This window comes from Mycobacterium sp. NAZ190054, assembly GCF_001545925.1.
Classification (GTDB): Bacteria; Actinomycetota; Actinomycetes; order Mycobacteriales; family Mycobacteriaceae; genus Mycobacterium.
Genome location: NZ_LMVQ01000570.1, coordinates 1 through 20,369 on the forward strand (window position 1 = coordinate 1; position 20,369 = coordinate 20,369).

General features: G+C 67.6%; 22 protein-coding genes. 19 read left to right on the forward strand and 3 right to left on the reverse strand.

Going from position 1 to position 20,369, the window contains the following annotated elements; all coding sequences use genetic code 11:
• A partial coding sequence (rho, locus tag ASJ79_RS28300; RefSeq protein WP_067962512.1) for a transcription termination factor Rho occupies positions 1–1,615 on the forward strand: 1,615 nt, incomplete at its 5' end.
• A 48-nt stretch (positions 1,616–1,663) separates the two neighbouring features.
• On the opposite strand, the gene ASJ79_RS28305 is transcribed toward rho, so the two are convergent.
• Positions 1,664–2,098 (reverse strand): MarR family winged helix-turn-helix transcriptional regulator, encoded by a 435-nt coding sequence (locus ASJ79_RS28305; protein ID WP_067962519.1) that lies wholly within the window; start codon positions 2,096–2,098, stop codon positions 1,664–1,666.
• Positions 2,099–2,169: 71 nt separating this feature from the next.
• On the opposite strand from ASJ79_RS28305, the gene ASJ79_RS28310 reads away from it, so the two are divergent.
• The gene (locus ASJ79_RS28310; RefSeq protein ID WP_067962568.1) at positions 2,170–2,778 is read left to right on the forward strand and encodes a maleylpyruvate isomerase family mycothiol-dependent enzyme; all 609 of its coding nucleotides are present in this window, start codon (positions 2,170–2,172) and stop codon (positions 2,776–2,778) included.
• Here ASJ79_RS28310 and ASJ79_RS28315 read toward each other — a convergent pair.
• Positions 2,771–3,421 carry a TetR/AcrR family transcriptional regulator gene (locus ASJ79_RS28315; protein ID WP_067962522.1) on the reverse strand — a complete coding sequence of 217 codons (651 nt, stop codon included), beginning with the start codon at positions 3,419–3,421 and terminating at the stop codon, positions 2,771–2,773. The two genes, ASJ79_RS28310 and ASJ79_RS28315, sit on opposite strands and share 8 nt — an antisense overlap.
• A gap of 102 nt (positions 3,422–3,523) precedes the next feature.
• Here ASJ79_RS28315 and fadD1 point away from each other — a divergent pair, with 102 nt between their 5' ends.
• The 16 genes from fadD1 (at position 3,524) to ASJ79_RS28400 (ending at position 18,160) form a co-directional block, all read left to right on the forward strand.
• Positions 3,524–5,104: a fatty-acid--CoA ligase FadD1 gene (fadD1, locus tag ASJ79_RS28320; RefSeq protein WP_067962525.1), complete on the forward strand. Its 1,581-nt coding sequence runs from the start codon at positions 3,524–3,526 to the stop codon at positions 5,102–5,104.
• 162 nt (positions 5,105–5,266) lie between these two features.
• Complete coding sequence (gene rpmE / locus ASJ79_RS28325; RefSeq protein ID WP_067962527.1) at positions 5,267–5,479, forward strand: 50S ribosomal protein L31; 213 nt, start codon at positions 5,267–5,269, stop codon at positions 5,477–5,479.
• Between the two features lie 96 nt (positions 5,480–5,575).
• The gene (prfA, locus tag ASJ79_RS28330; RefSeq protein WP_067962531.1) at positions 5,576–6,649 is read left to right on the forward strand and encodes a peptide chain release factor 1; all 1,074 of its coding nucleotides are present in this window, start codon (positions 5,576–5,578) and stop codon (positions 6,647–6,649) included.
• A 23-nt stretch (positions 6,650–6,672) separates the two neighbouring features.
• Entirely contained in the window at positions 6,673–7,500 is an 828-nt protein-coding gene (gene prmC / locus ASJ79_RS28335; protein ID WP_197420416.1) for a peptide chain release factor N(5)-glutamine methyltransferase, read from the forward strand.
• Positions 7,501–7,545: 45 nt separating this feature from the next.
• Entirely contained in the window at positions 7,546–8,211 is a 666-nt protein-coding gene (locus ASJ79_RS28340) for an L-threonylcarbamoyladenylate synthase (protein WP_067962535.1), read from the forward strand.
• Between the two features lie 11 nt (positions 8,212–8,222).
• Complete coding sequence (locus ASJ79_RS28345) at positions 8,223–9,434, forward strand: glycosyltransferase family 4 protein (protein ID WP_067962537.1); 1,212 nt, start codon at positions 8,223–8,225, stop codon at positions 9,432–9,434.
• Positions 9,435–9,701: 267 nt separating this feature from the next.
• On the forward strand, positions 9,702–10,148 hold the full coding sequence (locus ASJ79_RS28355) for an ATP synthase subunit I (RefSeq protein ID WP_067962547.1): 447 nt from the start codon (positions 9,702–9,704) through the stop codon (positions 10,146–10,148).
• Positions 10,149–10,200: 52 nt separating this feature from the next.
• Positions 10,201–10,971, forward strand: coding sequence for a F0F1 ATP synthase subunit A (gene atpB, locus ASJ79_RS28360; protein ID WP_067962548.1), 771 nt, complete (start codon positions 10,201–10,203; stop codon positions 10,969–10,971).
• Between the two features lie 96 nt (positions 10,972–11,067).
• Positions 11,068–11,322 carry a F0F1 ATP synthase subunit C gene (locus ASJ79_RS28365; RefSeq protein ID WP_197420417.1) on the forward strand — a complete coding sequence of 85 codons (255 nt, stop codon included), beginning with the start codon at positions 11,068–11,070 and terminating at the stop codon, positions 11,320–11,322.
• Between the two features lie 9 nt (positions 11,323–11,331).
• Positions 11,332–11,832, forward strand: a complete 501-nt coding sequence (locus tag ASJ79_RS28370; RefSeq protein WP_067962549.1) for a F0F1 ATP synthase subunit B — start codon at positions 11,332–11,334, stop codon at positions 11,830–11,832.
• Positions 11,833–13,170, forward strand: coding sequence for a F0F1 ATP synthase subunit B/delta (locus ASJ79_RS28375; RefSeq protein WP_067962550.1), 1,338 nt, complete (start codon positions 11,833–11,835; stop codon positions 13,168–13,170). It abuts the gene before it with no gap.
• Positions 13,171–13,220: 50 nt separating this feature from the next.
• Positions 13,221–14,867 carry a F0F1 ATP synthase subunit alpha gene (atpA, locus tag ASJ79_RS28380; RefSeq protein ID WP_067962552.1) on the forward strand — a complete coding sequence of 549 codons (1,647 nt, stop codon included), beginning with the start codon at positions 13,221–13,223 and terminating at the stop codon, positions 14,865–14,867.
• Between the two features lie 16 nt (positions 14,868–14,883).
• Positions 14,884–15,813 carry a F0F1 ATP synthase subunit gamma gene (locus ASJ79_RS28385; protein ID WP_067962555.1) on the forward strand — a complete coding sequence of 310 codons (930 nt, stop codon included), beginning with the start codon at positions 14,884–14,886 and terminating at the stop codon, positions 15,811–15,813.
• 37 nt (positions 15,814–15,850) lie between these two features.
• On the forward strand, positions 15,851–17,278 hold the full coding sequence (gene atpD / locus ASJ79_RS28390; protein WP_067962557.1) for a F0F1 ATP synthase subunit beta: 1,428 nt from the start codon (positions 15,851–15,853) through the stop codon (positions 17,276–17,278).
• Between the two features lie 63 nt (positions 17,279–17,341).
• Entirely contained in the window at positions 17,342–17,707 is a 366-nt protein-coding gene (locus tag ASJ79_RS28395) for a F0F1 ATP synthase subunit epsilon (RefSeq protein ID WP_067962560.1), read from the forward strand.
• Positions 17,708–17,713: 6 nt separating this feature from the next.
• Positions 17,714–18,160: a DUF2550 domain-containing protein gene (locus ASJ79_RS28400; protein WP_197420415.1), complete on the forward strand. Its 447-nt coding sequence runs from the start codon at positions 17,714–17,716 to the stop codon at positions 18,158–18,160.
• Here the strand turns inward: ASJ79_RS28400 and ASJ79_RS28405 are convergent.
• Positions 18,154–18,729 carry a cob(I)yrinic acid a,c-diamide adenosyltransferase gene (locus ASJ79_RS28405; RefSeq protein WP_067962563.1) on the reverse strand — a complete coding sequence of 192 codons (576 nt, stop codon included), beginning with the start codon at positions 18,727–18,729 and terminating at the stop codon, positions 18,154–18,156. The genes ASJ79_RS28400 and ASJ79_RS28405 overlap by 7 nt on opposite strands.
• A gap of 82 nt (positions 18,730–18,811) precedes the next feature.
• Between ASJ79_RS28405 and murA the strand changes: the two genes are divergently transcribed.
• The gene (gene murA, locus ASJ79_RS28410) at positions 18,812–20,065 is read left to right on the forward strand and encodes a UDP-N-acetylglucosamine 1-carboxyvinyltransferase (protein ID WP_067962566.1); all 1,254 of its coding nucleotides are present in this window, start codon (positions 18,812–18,814) and stop codon (positions 20,063–20,065) included.
• The last annotated feature ends 304 nt before the right edge of the window (positions 20,066–20,369 follow it).

A 20,369-nucleotide genomic window follows, 5' to 3' on the forward strand; every position in this document is an offset into this window, starting at 1 on the left:
CCCGCAGCAGCCCGCGCCCGAGCAGGCCGCCGAAGCGCAGCCGCAGACCCGGCGCCGGGAGCGCCGTGGAGCCTCGAGGGAACAGGGCGGCGCGACCGCCGGTGACCAGGCCAAGGATCAGAACAGGGCCGAGGACAAGTCCGACACCCCGCAGTCCGAGCCGGGCCAGGCCGAGGGCCGCAAGACCGCCCAGCAGGATCAGCAGGGCGGCCGGGACAACCGGGACGGCAAGGACCGCGGCCAGTCCTCGAAGGCCGACACCAGGGCCGATTCCGATTCGGACACCCGCTCCGACAGCGGTGACCAGCAGGGCGGCCAGAATCGCGGCCGTTCCGCCGACAACGACGACGACGGCGACGGCCGCCAGGGCCGGCGTGGCCGCCGGTTCCGTGATCGCAGGCGGCGCGAGCGCGGCGGCGACGGTGGTGGCGGCGACCGCGACACCGAGCTGCGCGAAGACGACGTCGTGCAGCCCGTCGCGGGCATCCTCGACGTGCTCGACAACTACGCATTCGTCCGCACGTCCGGATACCTCGCCGGTCCGAACGACGTGTACGTCTCGATGAACATGGTCCGCAAGAACGGCCTGCGCCGCGGCGACGCGGTGACCGGCGCGGTGCGGGTGCCCAAGGAAGGCGAGTCCGGGAACCAGAACCCGCGGCAGAAGTTCAACCCGCTGGTCCGGCTCGACACCGTCAACGGCAAGCCCGTCGAGGACGCCAAGAAGCGGCCCGAGTTCACCAAACTCACCCCGCTGTACCCGAACCAGCGGCTGCGTCTGGAGACGAGCTCCGACAAGCTGACCACGCGCGTGATCGACCTGATCATGCCGATCGGCAAGGGGCAGCGCGCCCTGATCGTGTCGCCGCCCAAGGCCGGCAAGACCACGATCATGCAGGACATCGCCAACGCGATCACCCGCAACAACCCCGAGTGCCATCTGATGGTCGTGCTCGTCGACGAACGGCCCGAAGAGGTCACCGACATGCAGCGCTCGGTGAAGGGTGAGGTCATCGCCTCCACCTTCGACCGGCCGCCGTCAGACCACACGCAGGCCGCCGAGCTCGCCATCGAACGGGCCAAGCGGCTCGTCGAGCAGGGCAAGGACGTCGTGGTGCTGCTCGACTCGATCACCCGGCTCGGCCGCGCCTACAACAACGCGTCCCCGGCCTCGGGCCGCATCCTGTCCGGTGGTGTCGACTCGACCGCGCTGTATCCGCCGAAGCGCTTCCTCGGCGCGGCGCGCAACATCGAAGAGGGCGGCTCGCTGACCATCATCGCGACCGCCATGGTCGAGACCGGCTCGACCGGTGACACGGTGATCTTCGAGGAGTTCAAGGGCACCGGCAACGCCGAACTCAAGCTCGACCGCAAGATCGCCGAGCGCCGGGTGTTCCCGGCGGTCGACGTCAACCCGTCGGGCACCCGCAAGGACGAGTTGCTGCTCTCACCCGACGAATTCGCCATCGTGCACAAGCTGCGCCGCGTGCTGTCCGGGCTCGATCCGCACCAGGCCATCGACCTGCTGATGAGCCAGCTGCGCAAGACCAAGAACAATTACGAGTTCCTGGTCCAGGTGTCGAAGAACACACCCGGCGGCGCCGACAACGACTGAGTGAGACGGTGTGGCCGATCGTGCCCCGCGCGACCGGCCGCACCGGACTCACCGGTACGGGTCGGTGATCTCGCGCAACGACAGAAGCGCCGCGCGCATCCCATCGAAAGCGGCGTCGCCCAGGTGTTTTCGCCATTCCCGCTCGACGCGGTCCACCTCGGCCCCCGCGCGCCGGCACATCTCGGCACCCTTGTCGGTGAGCGTGACCAGGCGTGCCCTCGCGTCGGCGGCGTCCGGCCGGCGCGTGACATAGCCGGCCCGCTCCAGTTGGTCGACCAGTGCACCCGCCGTCTGCTTGGTCACCCGCGCCTGTTCGGCCAGATCCGTCAACCGCATCCCGGCGGGGTCGAGCCGTTGCATCAGCCGCGACTGCGCGATCGTCACGTCGTCGGCTCCGGACCTCGCCAGCGCCTCCATCACCCTGCGCTCCACTTCGCGGTGCGCGATGTACATCAGCACCGCGGTGCCCGGCTGCGAATCCATGCGTTGACTTTAGTACGGATCACTGACTATATTCGTCAGCGAACCTGACTAATCACGCTCCGGGGGTGACCGTGGACCGCAACACCGTCTGGCGCCACATCGACACCCAGCGTCAGGAGGTCGCCGACCTCATCGACGCGATCGACGCCCGCGACCCGGCGCTCTGGGACACGCCGTCCCTGTGTGCCGGCTGGACCGTCCGTGATGTCGCCGCCCACCTGACCCATTCGACGCTCGGAAAGCCCCGCATGCTGCTGGAGGCGGCCCGCAGCGGGTTTCGCCTCAACGCCGTCGTGAACCGGATGGCCGTCACCGACACGAGGTCACCGGCCCAGATCGCGGCGGATCTGCGCGCGGTTGTCGGTAGCCGGCGACATCCCCCGGGGACGACCGAACTTGAGCCGCTGACCGATGTGCTGGTCCACGCACAGGACATCTGCATTCCGCTGGGCATCGAACGCCCGATGCCCGCCGACGCCGCGGTCGCGGCGGCCGAACGCGTGTGGACCGCCGGTTTTCCGTTCCACGCCCGCAAGCGACTGGCCGGTGTCCGCCTCGTCGCCACCGACGCCGACTTCGCCGTGGGCGACGGCCGCGAGGTGTCGGCGCCGATCAGCGCGTTGCTGCTGTTGATGACGGGCCGCGAGACGCGTGAGGTGGGACTTCGCCGGCTCAGGTGACGCCCGGATCGCTACGAAGGGCCGCGACGATATAGCGCCGAGCGTGGCGCAGCACCGACTGACGATCGTCGACGTCGCACTGCTCGCCGGGAACGGTGGCCAGGCTCATCATGATCCGGGCGATCCATTCCGCGGCCTCCTCGCAGTTCGTGGCTGGATGGATCTCGCCGCGCTCGACCGCCGACGCGACGTAGGGCACCCAGAATGCGGCGATCTCGGGGATCAGCCCGCGGACGCCGAGGCCGACGCAGGCGGTGAACGCCTCCGGCTCCTCCTGGCGGAGCTTGAGGACGAGCGCCCCCGGCGTCTCGGACTCCTTGCGCGCCAGTTCCACACCCGCGGCGATCTGCTCGTCGAGTCCGGTCAGTGCGTCGAGGCGGGCACGCGACTCGGTCCAGAACGCGTCGTTCAGACGCACGATCGCGGCCCCGAGGAGTTCGCTCTTGTCCGGGAAGTGGCGGTAGAGCCACCCGCGGCTGACGCCGGCCACCTCGGCGACCTCGGAAACGGTGGTGGCGCGGATCCCCTTGGCGGTCAGGCACTGTTCGGCGGCGTCGATCAAACGGTCCCGGACGGTCCTGGACTCGGCCCCGGCGCCGGAGTTCGGCGCTGGATTCGCTACGGCGCTGCCGCTCATCGACATATCTTCGCAGATGAACCGGCCGCGATGGCTGAGGTACGCTTCGCCCGGTCAGAGAGTAGACAACTATCTGAATCTGTTCATCGGCGTGGAGGGTGGGCCGGATTGGCCGAGACGGTGCAGCAGGTGCTGCGGGAACTCGCGGACAGTGATGCCATCGCGGTCAAGTACGAGGGTCGTACCTGGAGCTGGCGCGAACACCTCGACGACGCCGCCATGCAGGCGGCCGCGCTGATCGGCGCGGCAGACCCTGACCGGCCCCTGCACGTCGGGGCGTTACTCGGAAACACCCCGGACATGCTCACCGCCATGGCCGCGGCCGGGCTCGGGGGCTACGTGCTGTGCGGCATCAACAACACCCGTCGCGGCGACGCGCTCGTCCGCGACGTCCGCCGTGCCGACTGCCAGTACCTGATCACCGACAGCGGCCACCGGGATCTGCTCGAGGGTCTCGACCTGACCGGCGTGCGGGTGCTCGAAGTGGGCACGCCGGACTGGAAGGAACTCACCGCCCAGGCCGGGCCGCTGACGCCGCACCGGGAGGTCGCCGCGACCGACACCTTCATGCTCATCTTCACCTCCGGCACCAGCGGCGACCCGAAAGCCGTGAAGATGATGCACGCGATGGTGGTGCTGGCCGGCGCGGCGCTCGTCGGCCGCTACCAGCTGACCTCCGACGACGTGTGTTACCTGTCGATGCCGTTGTTCCACAGCAACGCGGTGCTCGCCGGCTGGGCGGTCGCGATCAACTCGGGCGCGGCGATGGCGCCCGCCCAGTTCAGCGCGTCGCGCTTCGTCGACGACATCCGCCGTTACGGCGCCACCTACATGAACTACGTCGGCAAGCCGCTGGCCTACATCCTGGCCGCCCCCGAGCGGCCCGACGACGTCGACAACCCGCTGCGGGTCGCTTTCGGCAACGAGGCCACCGACCGCGACATCGCCGAGTTCTCCCGCCGCTTCGGGTGTGAGGTGTGGGATGGGTTCGGGTCCACCGAGAATGCGGTGACGGTGACTCGCGAGGAAGGCTGCCCGCCGGGTTCGATCGGCAAGGGATTCCCGGGCGTGGCCGTCTACAACTCCGAGACGCTCGCCGAGTGCGCGGTGGCCGAGTTCGACGAGCACGGTGCGCTGGTCAACGCCGACGACGCGATCGGGGAGCTCGTCAACACCCAGGGCGCCGGAATGTTCGCGGGCTACTACAACGACCCGGACGCCACCGACGACCGGATGCGGCACGGCATGTTCTGGTCCGGCGATCTGGCCTATCGGGACGCCGACGGCTGGATCTACCTCGCCGGCCGCACCGCGGACTGGATGCGGGTCGACGGCGAGAACATGACCTCGGCGCCGATCGAACGGATCGTGATCCGCCAGCCCGCGATCAGCCTGGTGGCGGTGTACCCGGTGCCCGACGAGTTCGTCGGCGACCAGGTCATGGCCGCGATCGTGCTGCAGGACGACGCGACGCTGACTCCCGACGAGTTCGCCCGCTTCCTGCAGGCCCAGCCCGATCTGTCGCCGAAAGCGTGGCCACGCCACGTGTGGATCGCCGACGACCTACCGAGTACCGCGACCAACAAGGTGCTGAAACGCGAACTCATCGCGATGGGCGTCGAGCCGGCGGGCCGCACGTTGTGGAGGCGTGACGGCAACGGCTACCGCATCGTTTCCGACCAGGAATAGCGGGTGCCGAATGCGCGTTTAGGCTGCTGGCGGTTGCCCTGGCATAATAAGTGCCAGTCTGCCGGCCTCCGGCCGGGTGGACCGCCGACACCTCGGTTCCGGTTCACGCCGCAGCCTCCCAGGACGGGAGGGCGACCCGGGGCCACGATCGAAGAGGAAACCATGAAATCAGGCATTCATCCTGACTATGTCGAGACCACCGTGCTGTGTGGCTGTGGTGCGAGCTTCACCACCCGCAGCACCAAGCAGAGCGGCCAGATCACCGTCGAGGTCTGCTCGCAGTGCCACCCGTTCTACACCGGCAAGCAGAAGATCCTCGACAGCGGCGGCCGCGTCGCGCGCTTCGAGAAGCGTTACGGCAAGCGCACCAAGTAGCGCCTCGGTTCGGCGCCCGCTCTGCAGCAGTACGCGCAGGGCCGGGCGCCGTTTCGCGCACCGGGTGAAAAAACGACCAGTTGTCGAGGAGGCGAGATGACCGAGACCGCGCCGGCGATCGAGGCGATCCTCGCCGAATACGCCGAACTGGAGCAGCGCCTCTCCGACCCCGAACTGCACGGTGACGCATCCGCCGCCCGCAAGGTGGGGCGGCGGTTCGCGCAGGTGTCGCCGATCGTCGCGACGTACCGCAAGCTCGAAGCAGCCCGCGGCGATCTGGAGGCGGCGCGCGAACTCGCGGTCGACGACGCGTCGTTCGCGGCCGAGGTCGACGAACTCAGCGCCAAAGTGGCCGACCTGGACACCCAGCTGACCGATCTGCTGGCGCCGCGCGACCCGCATGACGCCGACGACATCGTGCTGGAGGTCAAGTCCGGCGAAGGTGGCGAGGAGTCCGCGTTGTTCGCCGCGGACCTGGCCCGGATGTACATCCGCTATGCCGAGCGGCACGGCTGGACCGTCACGATGCTGGGGGAGACGACCTCCGACCTGGGCGGTTACAAGGACGCCACGCTGTCGATCGCCAGTAAGGGCGACTCCGCCGACGGGGTGTGGTCGCGGTTGAAGTTCGAAGGTGGTGTGCACCGCGTGCAGCGGGTGCCGGTCACGGAGTCGCAGGGGCGGGTGCACACGTCCGCCGCCGGCGTCCTGGTCTACCCCGAGCCCGAGGAAGTCGAACAGGTCCAGATCGACGAGAACGACCTGCGCATCGACGTGTACCGCTCGTCGGGCAAGGGCGGTCAGGGCGTCAACACCACCGACTCGGCGGTGCGCATCACGCACCTGCCCACCGGAATCGTGGTGACCTGTCAGAACGAGCGGTCACAGCTGCAGAACAAGGCGCGCGCCATGCAGGTGCTGGCGGCGCGGCTGCAGGCGCTGGCCGAGGAACAGGCGCAGGCCGACGCATCGGCCGACCGCGCCAGCCAGATCCGCACGGTCGACCGCAGCGAGCGGATCCGCACCTACAACTATCCGGAGAACCGGATCGCCGATCACCGGATCAACTACAAGGCGCACAACCTCGACCAGGTGCTCGACGGTGACCTCGACCCGTTGTTCGACGCTCTCGCCGCCGCCGACAAGCAAGCCCGGTTGCAGAGCACGTGAACGTAGCCGACCGGCCGGTGACCATGCGTCAGATGATCGACGACGCCGCCGCGGTGCTGGCCACGGCCGGCGTCGGGTCCCCGCGGGTCGACGCCGAACTGCTGGCTGCCCATGTCGCCGGAACCGAGCGGGGCCGCGTTGCGTTCACGGCTCCCGACGAGGCGTTCGCCGCCCGCTTCGGTGAACTCGTGGCCCGGCGTGCCGAACGCGTGCCGCTGCAACACCTCACCGGCGTCGCGGCGTTCGGGCCCGTCACCGTCCACGTCGGGCCCGGCGTGTTCATTCCCCGGCCCGAAACCGAGTCCCTTCTGGAATGGGCTCTTGCGCAACAGCTTCCGGATGATCCACGGATCGTCGACCTGTGCACCGGATCCGGTGCGCTGGCGCTGGCGCTGTCTTTCGGCTTCCCGGCCGCCGAGGTGGTCGCCGTCGAGGACTCCGAGGCCGCGCTGGCCTACGCGCGCCGCAATGCGGCCGGCACGGCGGTGACGGTGACGCGCGCCGACGTGACCGCCGAGGGTGTGCTCAGCGAGTTCGACGGCGGGGTCGACCTGCTGGTGGCCAACCCGCCCTACATTCCGGCCGGGGCTGAGCTGGAACCGGAAGTGGCACAGCATGATCCGGAACATGCACTGTTCGGCGGCGCGGACGGGATGTCGGTGATCCACCGCATCGTCGGCGTGGCCGCGCGCCTGTTGCGGCCCGGAGGGCGGTGCGCGATCGAGCACGACGACACCACCTCCGGTCCGACCGTGGCGGCGTTCACCGGCTCCGGTGCGTTCGTCGACGTCACGGCGCGACACGACCTCACGGGCAGGCCCCGTTTCGTGACCGCGGTGCGAGCCGGGTGAGAGGCTGACCAACGTGACCGAGCGAGAAGCGGAGGCGGATCGCGCATGAGCGAAGTGATGTTCGACTGCACCGATCCGGCACAGCGGGAGACGGGCATCGCGTCGGCGATCAGCGCGCTCAAGGGCGGGCGTCTGGTGGTCATGCCGACCGACACCGTGTACGGCATCGGCGCCGACGCCTTCGACGGTGAGGCGGTGGCGGCGCTTTTGGCGGCCAAGGGGCGCGGCCGGAACATGCCCGTCCCGGTGCTCGTCGGCTCCTGGCACACCATCCAGGGACTGGTGTATTCGGTGCCCAACAGCGCCAAGGAGCTCATCCGCGCGTTCTGGCCGGGTGCGCTCAGCCTGGTGGTGCACCAGGCGCCGTCGCTGCAGTGGGACCTCGGCGACGCCAACGGCACCGTGATGCTGCGGATGCCGCTGCACCCGGTCGCGATCGAACTGCTGCGCGAGGTCGGCCCGATGGCGGTGTCCAGCGCCAACATCTCGGGACGCCCGGCCGCCGTCACCGCGGCGCAGGCGCGCGAGCAACTCGGGGACCTCGTCGAGGTCTACCTCGACGGCGGCCCCGCCGAACAGCAGGCGGCGTCGACCATCGTGGACCTCACCGGCGCGCACCCGCGCGTGCTGCGGGAGGGGCCGGTGACACTGGAGGCCATCGCAGAAGTGCTGGGCGTGGAAGCCGCGACCCTGACCGCCCCGCCGGATTGATCTGGAGTTCCGTGGGTTCAGCGACCGAGACCGTTGCGCAGGCGGGGGAGAGCCTCTTGGCGCTCTCCGACCGCGGCGCGGGCGTCCCGCTGCGGGAACTCGCACTGGTCGGTCTGACCGCGGCGATCATCACCTATCTGGCGACCGGGTGGGTGCGTGTGCTCGCGACGCGGTGGGGAGCGGTGGCCTACCCGCGGGAACGGGACGTCCACCTGCAGCCGGTTCCCCGGATGGGCGGCATGGCGATGTACCTCGGCGTCGTCGCGGCCGTCCTGCTGGCGTCGCAACTGCCGGCGCTGACCCGCGGTTTCGTGTACTCGTCCGGGATGCCGGCGGTCGTGGTCGCCGGCGGACTCATCATGGTCGTCGGGCTCATCGACGACCGCTGGGGACTCGACGCGCTGACGAAGTTCGCCGGCCAGATCACCGCCGCGAGCGTGCTCGTGACGATGGGCGTGGCCTGGAGCGTGCTGTACATCCCGATCGGCGGGGTCGGCACCATCGTGCTCGACCAGGTCGCGTCCATTCTGCTGACGCTCGCGTTCACCGTCGCCCTGGTCAACGCGATGAACTTCGTCGACGGCCTCGACGGGCTGGCTGCCGGTCTCGGGCTGATCACCGCGTTGGCCATCTGCATGTTCTCGGTCGGACTGCTCCGCGACCACGGTGGCGACGTGCTCTTCTATCCGCCCGCGGTCATCTCCGTCGTGCTGGCCGGCGCCTGCCTGGGCTTCCTGCCGCACAACTTCCACAAGGCGCGGATCTTCATGGGCGACTCCGGCTCGATGCTGATCGGCCTGATGCTCGCTGCTGCCTCGACCACCGCCGCAGGCCCGATCTCCCAGACCGCGTACGGGGCCCGCGACGTTTTCGCGCTGCTGTCACCGTTCCTGCTGGTGGTGGCGGTGGTCTTCGTGCCGGCGCTGGACATGCTGCTGGCCATCATCCGCCGGACGCGGAAGGGTTTGAGCCCGTTCAGCCCCGACAAGATGCACCTGCACCATCGCCTGCTGGAGATCGGCCACTCACACCGCCGCGTGGTCCTGCTGATCTACCTGTGGGTCGGTATCGCCGCGCTGGGCGCGGCCAGCACGATCTTCTTCGACCCGCGGCACACCGGCGCCGTGATGGCGGGTGCGGTCGTGGTCGCGATCGTGGTGACCCTGATCCCGTTGCTGGGGCGCCGAAGTGCCGCCCCGGACGAGGTGTACGACGAAAAGTAGTAGGCCCTCTTTTTAGGCCCTCACCATGTGTTAGGGTTCGATGAGAACCCGAAAAGACCTCGCGGGTTGCCGGCCTCCGGGCGGTTCGATGGCATCGATCAGAGCATCGGCCGGGCTGGCGCACGACAACATTTCGACCGAAACAGGGAGCAACCCCTTGGGTGATTCCAGCGCGCCCGACGCCCTCCGATACGCTACGGGCGCCACGCACAGGATCCTCGGGAAGACCCCGCCGATGCTCGACGACCGCCGGATTGAGGTGAAGCAGTGACGACGCCAGCGCAAGATGCGCCGTTGGTGTTCCCGTCCGTTGCTTTCAGGCCTGTGCGCCTCCTGGTCGTGTGCATCGCACTGACCGCGGTCGCTCTGCTGGCGTCGGGGCTGACCGGCAACATCTTCTTCGGTACGTTCTTCGGCCTCGGGCTGGGCCTGGGGCTGGTCAACGCCCTGCTGGTACGCCGGGCCGTGGAGTCCATCACCGCCGAGGAACACCCTCTTAAGAAGAAGATGGCGGTGAACTCGGCGACACGTCTGCTGGTCATCACCGCGATCGCCCTGACCGTCGCGTTCGTGTTCCGGGAACGCGGCGGCCTCGCAGTGCTCTTCGGACTCGCGATCTTCCAGGCGCTGCTCGTGATGAGCACGAGCATCCCGGTGCTCAAGAAGATCCGAAGCGACGGGCTCAACGTGCTCGACACGGATTCGAAGGATTGATCTGACCTACATGAACAGGCTGGTCTGAGTTGAACGGGAAAAGACGGGAAGCATGACCGAATCCATCCTCGCCGCTGAGGAAGGTGGCGCCGCCATTCACGTCGGGCACCACGTCCTGGTGTTCGAACTGTTCGGCATGACCTTCAACGGCGACACGATCATCGCGACCGCCATCTCTGCGTTGATCGTCATCGCGCTGGCGTTCTACCTGAAGTCGAAGGTCACCGCCACGGGTGTGCCCAGCGGTGTGCAGCTGTTCTGGGAGGCGCTGACCATCCAGATGCGCCAGCAGATCGAGAGCGCGATCGGCATGAAGGTGGCGCCGTTCGTGCTGCCGCTGGCCGTCACGATCTTCGTGTTCATCCTGGTGTCGAACTGGCTCGCGGTGTTGCCCCTGCAGTACGGCGGCGCCGACGGTGCGGCGGCCGAGCTGTACAAGGCGCCGGCCTCGGACATCAACTTCGTGCTGGCCCTGGCCCTGTTCGTGTTCATCTGCTACCACGCCGCCGGCATCTGGCGCCGCGGTGTGGTCGGGCACCCTGTCAAGGTGGTCAAGGGTCACGTCGCGTTCCTCGCGCCGATCAACATCGTCGAGGAGCTCGCCAAGCCGATCTCGCTGGCCCTCCGACTTTTCGGCAACATCTTCGCCGGCGGCATCCTGGTGGCGCTGATCGCGATGTTCCCCTGGTACATCCAGTGGTTGCCGAACGCCGTCTGGAAGACCTTCGACCTGTTCGTCGGCCTGATCCAGGCGTTCATCTTCTCGCTGCTGACGATCCTGTACTTCAGCCAGTCGATGGAGTTGGACCACGAAGACCACTGAGAGCACTGAGCTTTCCCACCGCTAAGTCCCTACGAGCAACGATCACGAACTCTGGCGGCACCGCCCCCAGTTACCAAGGAGGATAAGAGAATGGAAATCGACCCCAACGCCATCATCACCGCTGGTGCGCTGATCGGCGGCGGTCTGATCATGGGCGGCGGCGCGATCGGTGCCGGTATCGGTGACGGTATCGCCGGTAACGCACTGATCGCCGGTATCGCCCGCCAGCCTGAGGCGCAGGGCCGGCTTTTCACGCCGTTCTTCATCACGGTTGGTCTGGTCGAGGCGGCCTACTTCATCAACCTGGCCTTCATGGCGCTGTTCGTCTTCGCCACTCCGGGCCTGCAGTAATCCACCGGCATGGGCGAACTCACCACATCTCTCGTCGCCGCCGAAGAAGGCGGAGGGACCAGTAACTTCCTGATCCCCAACGGCACCTTCTTCGCCGTGCTGCTCATCTTCCTGATCGTGCTCGGCGTGATCACGAAATGGGTTGTGCCGCCGATCAGCAAGGTTCTTGCCGAGCGGGAGGCGATGCTGGCCAAGACCGCAGCCGACAACCGCAAGTCGGCCGAACAGGTCGCGGCGGCGCAGGCGGACTACGACAAGACAATGGCCGACGCCCGCAGCCAGGCCTCCTCGATCCGCGACGAGGCCCGCGTCTCGGGTCGCCAGGTGGTCGACGAGAAGCGGTCGGCAGCCAGTGGCGAGGTCGCCGAGACGCTGCGGTCCGCGGACGAGCAGTTGTCGCAACAGGGTTCGGCTGCCCGGTCGGATCTGCAGTCCTCCGTCGACGGTCTGTCCGCGACGCTGGCCAGCCGGATCCTGGGCGTCGACGTGAATTCAGGTGGGAGTCGTTAGATGTCGATCTTCATCGGACAGCTGATCGGCTTCGCCGTCATCGTGTTCATCATCGTCAAGTGGGTCGTGCCGCCGGTGAAGGGGCTGATGCAGCGCCAGCAGGAGGCTGTGCGGGCCGCCCTCGCCGAAAGCGCCGAGGCGAGCAAGAAGCTCGCCGACGCGGACGCGATGCACGCCAAGGCGGTCGAAGATGCGAAGGCGGCGGGGGAGAAGGTCACCGAGGAAGCCCGGCAGGATTCGGAGCGGATCGCCGCCCAGCTTGCCGAACAGGCCGAGTTCGAGGCCGAGCGGATCAAATCCCAAGGCGCGCAGCAGGTTCAGCTGATGCGCCAGCAGCTCATCCGGCAGCTCCGCACCGGCCTCGGCGAGGAATCGGTGCAGAAGGCCACCGAGATCGTCCGCAACTACGTGGCCGATCCGGCCGCGCAGTCCTCGACGGTGGACCGCTTCCTCGACGAGCTGGACGCGATGGCTCCGTCGCCGGCGGTGCTGGAGGCCGGTGCGTCGCTGAATCTGCGCGCCGCCAGCCGCGAGGCGCTGGCCGAACTGGTCAGGAAGTTCGAGTCGAGCGCGCAGGGCGCCGACGCCGGCGCCCTCACCACGCTGGCCGACGAACTGTCTTCGGTGGCCAAGCTGCTGCTCGCCGAGCCGGCGCTCAACAAGCACCTCGCCGAGCCCACCGACGATTCCGCGGCCAAGGTCCGGTTGGTCGAGCGGCTGTTCGACGGCAAGGTCGACGGCGCGACGCTGGATCTGCTGAAGACGGCGGCGTCGCAACGCTGGTCGGACGAGGCGAACCTGATCGACGCAGTGGAGCATGTAGCCCGGCTGGCCCTGCTGGTCCGTGCGGAGCGCGACGGCCAGAGCGAGGAGGTCGAGGACCAGCTGTTCCGGTTCGGCCGCGTGCTCGACTCGCAGTCCCAGCTGAGCAGGCTGCTGGCCGACACCACGGTGCCTGCCGACAAGCGTGTGGAGCTGCTGAACAAGGTCCTCGACCGCAGTGGCGGCGTGAACGACACGGTCAAGGCGCTGCTGACGCAGACCGTCGAACTGCTGCGCGGCGAGGTCGCCGACGCCGCGGTCAACGACCTGGCGGAGCTCGCGGTGGCCCGGCGCGGTGAAGCCGTCGCCCACGTCACGGCGGCAGCCGATCTCGCCGACGCGCAGCGCACCCGGCTGACCGAGGTGCTGAGCCGGATCTACGGACGGCCGATGTCGGTTCAGCTCGACGTCGACCCCGAGGTCCTCGGCGGGCTCCTGATCACGGTCGGTGACGAGGTCATCGACGGTTCCATCTCATCGCGGTTGGCCGCGGCCCGCACCGGGCTTCCGGACTGACCGCCCCAGAACTCGAGCAGTAACCAACACAAAGGCAGGAACGAAAAGCCATGGCAGAGTTGACAATCTCGGCTTCTGACATCGAAGGCGCGATCGAGGACTACGTCTCCTCCTTCACCGCCGAGTCCGACCGCGAAGAGATCGGCATCGTGGTCGACGCCGGCGACGGCATCGCCCACGTCGAGGGTCTGCCCTCGGTGATGACGCAGGAGCTGCTGGAGTTCCCGGGCGGCGTCCTCGGCGTCGCGCTCAACCTCGACGAGCACAGCGTCGGCGCCGTGATCCTGGGTGACTTCGAGAAGATCGAAGAGGGCCAGCAGGTCAAGCGCACCGGCGAGGTGCTCTCGGTGCCGGTCGGTGACGCGTTCCTGGGCCGCGTGGTCAACCCGCTCGGTCAGCCGATCGACGGTCAGGGCGACATCGAGTCCGACACCCGTCGCGCACTGGAGCTGCAGGCGCCGTCGGTGGTTCAGCGCCAGGGCGTGTCCGAGCCGCTGCAGACCGGTATCAAGGCGATCGACAGCCAGACCCCGATCGGCCGTGGCCAGCGCCAGCTGATCATCGGCGACCGCAAGACCGGCAAGACCGCGGTCTGCGTCGACACCATCCTCAACCAGCGTCAGGCCTGGGAGACCGGTGACCCGAAGCAGCAGGTGCGCTGCGTCTACGTCGCGGTCGGTCAGAAGGGCACCACGATCGCGTCGGTGAAGCGGGCCCTCGAAGAGGGTGGCGCGATGGAGTACACCACCATCGTCGCGGCGCCCGCCTCCGACGCCGCCGGCTTCAAGTGGCTCGCGCCCTACACCGGGTCGGCCATCGGCCAGCACTGGATGTACGACGGCAAGCACGTGCTGATCGTCTTCGACGACCTGACCAAGCAGGCCGAGGCCTACCGCGCGATCTCGCTGCTGCTGCGTCGTCCGCCGGGCCGCGAGGCGTACCCGGGTGACGTCTTCTACCTGCACTCACGGCTGCTGGAACGTTGCGCGAAGCTGTCCGACGAGCTCGGTGGCGGATCGATGACCGGCCTGCCGATCATCGAGACCAAGGCCAACGACATCTCGGCCTACATCCCGACCAACGTCATCTCGATCACCGACGGTCAGTGCTTCCTGGAGTCCGACCTGTTCAACCAGGGTGTGCGACCGGCCATCAACGTGGGTGTGTCGGTGTCCCGAGTCGGTGGCGCGGCGCAGATCAAGGCCATGAAAGAGGTGGCCGGTTCGCTGCGTCTGGAGCTGTCCCAGTACCGCGAGCTGGAGGCGTTCGCCGCGTTCGCGTCGGACCTGGACGCCGCGTCGAAGGCTCAGCTGGACCGCGGTGCCCGGCTGGTCGAACTGCTCAAGCAGCCGCAGTACACGCCGTACTCGGTCGAGGATCAGGTCGTCGCGATCTTCCTCGGTACCAAGGGACACCTGGACTCCGTCCCGGTCGAGGATGTGGCGCGCTTCGAGCAGGAACTCCTCGAGCATGTGAAGGCGTCGCACGACGACATCCTCAAGGAGATCCGCGAGACCAAGAAGCTCTCCGAGGAGACCGAGGAGAAGCTGGCGAACGTCATCAACGAGTTCAAGAAGGGCTTCTCCGCCTCCGACGGCAGCTCGGTCGTGGTCAACGAGGCGCAGGCCGAGGCCATGGACGAGGAAGACGTCGAGAAGGAATCGGTCAAGGTCCGCAAGCCGGCCCCCAAGAAGTAGATAGAGGCGACCACACATGGCAGCCACACTGCGCGAACTGCGCGGGCGCATCCGTTCCGCCGGGTCGATCAAGAAGATCACCAAGGCCCAGGAACTGATCGCCACGTCGCGGATCGCCAAGGCGCAGGCCCGAGTCGAGGCGGCTCGGCCCTACTCGACCGAGATCACCAGCATGCTCACCGAGCTGGCGAGCGCGAGCGCGCTCGATCACCCGCTGCTCGTCGCCCGGGAGAATCCGCGGCGCGCCGCGGTGCTGGTGGTGTCCTCGGACCGCGGTCTGTGCGGGGCGTACAACGCCAACGTGCTGCGGCAGTCCGAAGAGTTGTTCGCGCTGCTGCGCGACGAGGGCAAGGATCCGGTGCTGTACACCGTCGGCCGGAAGGCGTTGGGTTACTTCAGCTTCCGCCAACGTGAGGTGGTCGAGTCCTGGACCGGCTTCTCCGAGCGCCCGACGTACGAGAACGCCCGCGAGATCGCCGACACCCTGGTGACGTCGTTCATGTCCGGTGCCGACGACGAGGGTGACGACGCGGGAGCCGACGGCATCCTCGGTGTGGACGAACTGCACATCGTCTTCACCGAGTTCAAGTCGATGCTCTCGCAGACCGCGGTGGCCCGGCGCATCGCACCGATGGTGGTGGAGTATGTCGGCGACGACACTCCCGACGACGGCCCGCAGACGCTGTTCTCGTTCGAGCCGGACCCCGAGACGTTGTTCGACGCACTGTTGCCGCGCTATGTCGCGACCCGCGTGTACGCGGCGCTGCTCGAGGCCGCCGCCTCCGAGTCGGCCTCGCGCCGGCGCGCCATGAAGTCGGCCACCGACAACGCCGACGATCTGATCAAGGCGTTGACCCTGGCGGCCAACCGCGAGCGCCAAGCGCAGATCACCCAGGAAATCAGCGAGATCGTCGGCGGCGCGAACGCGCTGGCTGACGCGAAATAGACTGAGAAGCAAGCCCCTTTCAGGAAGCGAAGAGAAAATGACAGCTACCGCCGAAAAGACTGCCGGCCGCGTCGTTCGGATCACCGGCCCCGTGGTCGACGTGGAGTTCCCGCGCGGCTCCGTACCCGAACTGTTCAACGCGCTGCACGCTGACATCTCCTACAAGGAGTTGTCGAAGACGCTGACACTGGAGGTCGCGCAGCACCTCGGGGACAACCTGGTGCGCACCATCTCGATGCAGCCCACCGACGGTCTGGTCCGCGGTGTCGAGGTCACCGACACCGGTTCCTCGATCTCGGTGCCGGTCGGTGACGGCGTCAAGGGCCACGTGTTCAACGCCCTCGGCGACTGCCTCGACGAGCCGGGCTACGGCAAGGACTTCGAGCACTGGTCGATCCACCGCAAGCCCCCGGCCTTCGCGGACCTGGAGCCCCGCACCGAGATGCTGGAGACCGGCCTGAAGGTCGTCGACCTGCTCACCCCGTACGTGCGTGGCGGCAAGATCGCCCTGTTCGGCGGTGCCGGTGTGGGCAAGACGGTGCTCATCCAGGAGATGATCAACCGTATCGCCCGCAACTTCGGTGGTACCTCGGTGTTCGCCGGTGTGGGTGAGCGCACCCGCGAGGGCAACGACCTCTGGGTCGAACTCGAGGACGCCAACGTGCTCAAGGACACCGCCCTGGTGTTCGGTCAGATGGACGAGCCGCCGGGCACCCGTATGCGCGTCGCGCTGTCGGCCCTGACGATGGCGGAGTTCTTCCGCGACGAGCAGGGCCAGGACGTGCTGCTGTTCATCGACAACATCTTCCGGTTCACCCAGGCCGGTTCCGAGGTCTCCACGCTGCTCGGCCGTATGCCGTCCGCGGTGGGATACCAGCCGACCCTGGCCGACGAGATGGGTGAGCTGCAGGAGCGCATCACGTCGACCCGTGGCCGCTCCATCACCTCGATGCAGGCCGTGTACGTGCCCGCCGACGACTACACCGACCCGGCGCCGGCCACCACGTTCGCCCACCTCGACGCGACCACCGAGCTCTCCCGTTCGGTGTTCTCGAAGGGCATCTTCCCCGCGGTGGATCCGCTGGCGTCGAGCTCGACGATCCTGGACCCGGCGGTCGTTGGTGACGAGCACTACCGCGTCGCCCAGGAAGTCATCCGGATCCTGCAGCGCTACAAGGACCTTCAGGACATCATCGCGATCCTCGGTATCGACGAGCTGTCCGAAGAGGACAAGCAGTTGGTGAACCGGGCCCGCCGCATCGAGCGCTTCCTGAGCCAGAACATGATGGCGGCCGAGCAGTTCACGGGCCAGCCGGGCTCGACGGTGCCGCTGAAGGAGACCATCGAGGCCTTCGACAAGCTGACCAAGGGCGACTTCGACCACCTGCCCGAGCAGGCGTTCTTCCTCATCGGCGGTCTCGACGATCTGGCGAAGAAGGCCGAGAGCCTCGGCGCCAAGTTGTGATGAGCGCTTGCGCGGAGAACCGATGGGCTGAGCCGGTCTCCTTGAGCCGAGAGGTGGTGTGACATGGCCGAACTGCACGTCGAGATCGTCGCCGTGGAGCGCGAGCTGTGGTCCGGTGACGCGACTTTCGTGTTCACCCGCACCACCGCAGGTGAGATCGGCATCCTGCCGCGGCACATCCCGCTGGTCGCGCAGCTGGTCGACGACGCAATGGTGCGCGTCGAGCGCGAGGGCGAGGACGACCTTCGGATCGCCGTCGACGGGGGATTCCTGTCGGTCACCGAGGAGGCCGTCCGGATCCTCGTCGAGAATGCGGAGTTCGAGTCGGAGATCAACGCCGACTCGGCCAAGCAGGACTCCCAGTCCGACGACGAGCGGACCGCGGCGTGGGGTCGCGCGCGTCTGCGCGCCCTCGGCCAACTGGACTGACCGCCGGTGAGCGCGTCCATGCTGTTCATGGTCGCGCTCGTCGGTGTGCTCCTGGTCGTCGTCGTCGCGCTGACGTACCGGCTGTGGAAACTGCGCCAGGTGGGCGGCACCGCCGCCATCCTGCGTGATTTTCCCGCGGTCGGCGGCCAGGGCTGGCGGCACGGGGTGATGCGGTACCGCGGCGGCGAGGCCGGCTTCTACCGTCTGTCCAGCCTGCGGTGGTGGCCGGACAGGACGCTGAGCCGGCGCGGGCTCGAGATCGTCTCGCGGCGGTCGCCGCGCGGCGACGAGTTCGACATCATGACCGACGAGATCGTCGTCCTCGAGTTGCGCGACACCAGTCCCGAGCGCGGTCACGGTTATGAGATCGCGCTGGACCGCGGCGCGCTGACGGCATTCACCTCCTGGTTGGAGTCACGGCCGTCGCCGCGGGCGCGTCGCAGGTCCTACTGACGCTCTCCACCCGGTTGCCACAGCACGTCGCCGTCAGGGTTGGCCGCTCGCGACAGGATGAACAGCAGATCGGAGAGCCTGTTCAGATACTTGGCGGGCAGCACGCTGACCGAGTCCCCGTGGCTGTCGACGGCATGCCACGCCGACCGCTCGGCGCGGCGGGTCACGGTGCGGGCGACGTGGAGCAACGCCGACAGCGGCGTACCGCCGGGCAGGATGAACGAGTTGAGTGCCGGCAGTGACTCGTTGAACTCGTCACACCATTTCTCCAGCCGGTCGATGTAGCTCTGCTGGATGCGCAGCGGGGGGTACTCGGGGTTCTCCACCAGCGGAGTCGACAGGTCGGCGCCCGCGTCGAAAAGGTCGTTCTGAATCTGTCGTAGCACCGCGAGAATCCGCTCGTCGGGCTTGCCCATCGCGACCGCGACCCCGATCGCGGCGTTGGCCTCGTCACAGTCGGCGTAGGCCGACAACCGTGCGTCGTTCTTCGGGACCCGGCTGAAGTCGCTGAGCCCGGTGGTGCCGTCGTCGCCGGTGCGTGTATAGATCCTCGTCAGGTGCACTCCCATGGCCAAAACGGTACCGGGATGTGCTCTTCGGTCGGGGCTCGGCAGCCTGACATGGCCCATCGCGCTGTTTACACTGACCGGCGTGAGCGAGCGTTTCGTGGTGACCGGCGGTTGCCGGTTATCGGGCGAAGTGGCCGTCGGGGGCGCCAAGAACAGCGTGTTGAAGCTGATGGCCGCGGCGCTGCTCACAGAGGGCACCAGCACCATCACCAACTGTCCCGACATCCTGGACGTCCCGTTGATGGCCGAGGTACTCCGTGGACTCGGGGCAACGGTCGAACTCGACGGCGACGTCGTCCGGATCACCTCGCCCGATGAACTCAAGTACGACGCCGACTTCGCCGCGGTCCGTCAATTCCGCGCCTCGGTGTGCGTGCTGGGACCACTGGTCGGCAGATGCAAGAAGGCGAAGGTCGCGCTTCCCGGCGGTGACGCGATCGGGTCCCGGCCCCTGGACATGCACCAGGCAGGCCTGCGTCAGCTCGGGGCCCGCTGCAACATCGAGCACGGATGCGTCGTCGCCGAGGCGGATCATCTTCGCGGCGCCGAGATCCAGCTGGAGTTCCCGTCGGTCGGCGCGACAGAGAACATCCTGATGGCGGCGGTGCTGGCCGAAGGGGTCACGACGATCCACAACGCCGCCCGCGAACCCGACGTCGCCGACCTGTGCACGATGCTCACCCAGATGGGCGCCCAGATCACCGGTGCCGGATCGTCGACGCTGACGATCACCGGTGTCGACCGGCTGTATCCGACCGAGCACCGCGTGATCGGGGACCGGATCGTCGCCGCGACGTGGGGGATAGCCGCGGCGATGACGCGCGGGGACATCTCGGTCACAGGTGTGGATCCCGCCCATCTGCAGCTGGTGCTCCACAAGCTCCACGACGCCGGAGCCACCGTGACGCAGAGCGACGACGGGTTCCGGGTGGTGCAGTACGAGCGACCGAAGGCGGTCAACGTCGCGACGCTGCCATTCCCGGGATTTCCCACCGATCTCCAGCCGATGGCGATCGGCCTGGCCGCGGTGGCCGACGGGACGTCGATGATCACCGAGAACGTGTTCGAGGCCCGCTTCCGTTTCGTCGAGGAGATGATCCGGCTCGGGGCTGACGCCCGCACCGACGGTCACCATGCGGTGGTGCGGGGGATTCCGCAGCTTTCCAGCGCGCCCGTGTGGTCCTCGGATATCCGCGCCGGCGCCGGCCTCGTGTTGGCGGGTCTGGTCGCCGACGGTGACACCGAGGTGCACGACGTGTTTCACATCGACCGCGGCTATCCGAAGTTCGTGGAAAATCTCGTCGGTTTGGGTGCGGAGATCGAACGGGTAAGCTAGGTGTCGTCCGAGTGTGAAACGCCCGCAGGGCGCTGAGCAGCGGATTTGACTTCGAAAGAGTGCAAGTTCTAATCTAATCGAGTCGCCGCGGAAACGCGGAGCACAGAGTCTTGACTCGCTAGCCTAGATAGTTTAAGCTGGCAGGGTTGCCCTCAAGAGGGTCGAAAGTCGAGACTCGGGCGTGTTGTTTGAGAACTCAATAGTGTGTTTGGTGGTTTTTGTTTGTTGTTTTTTGGCCTGCCTCTTTTTCCCGTTTAGGGGTGGGTTGTTTTTGGATGCCAGTTTTTGGTGTCTTTTGTTGAGG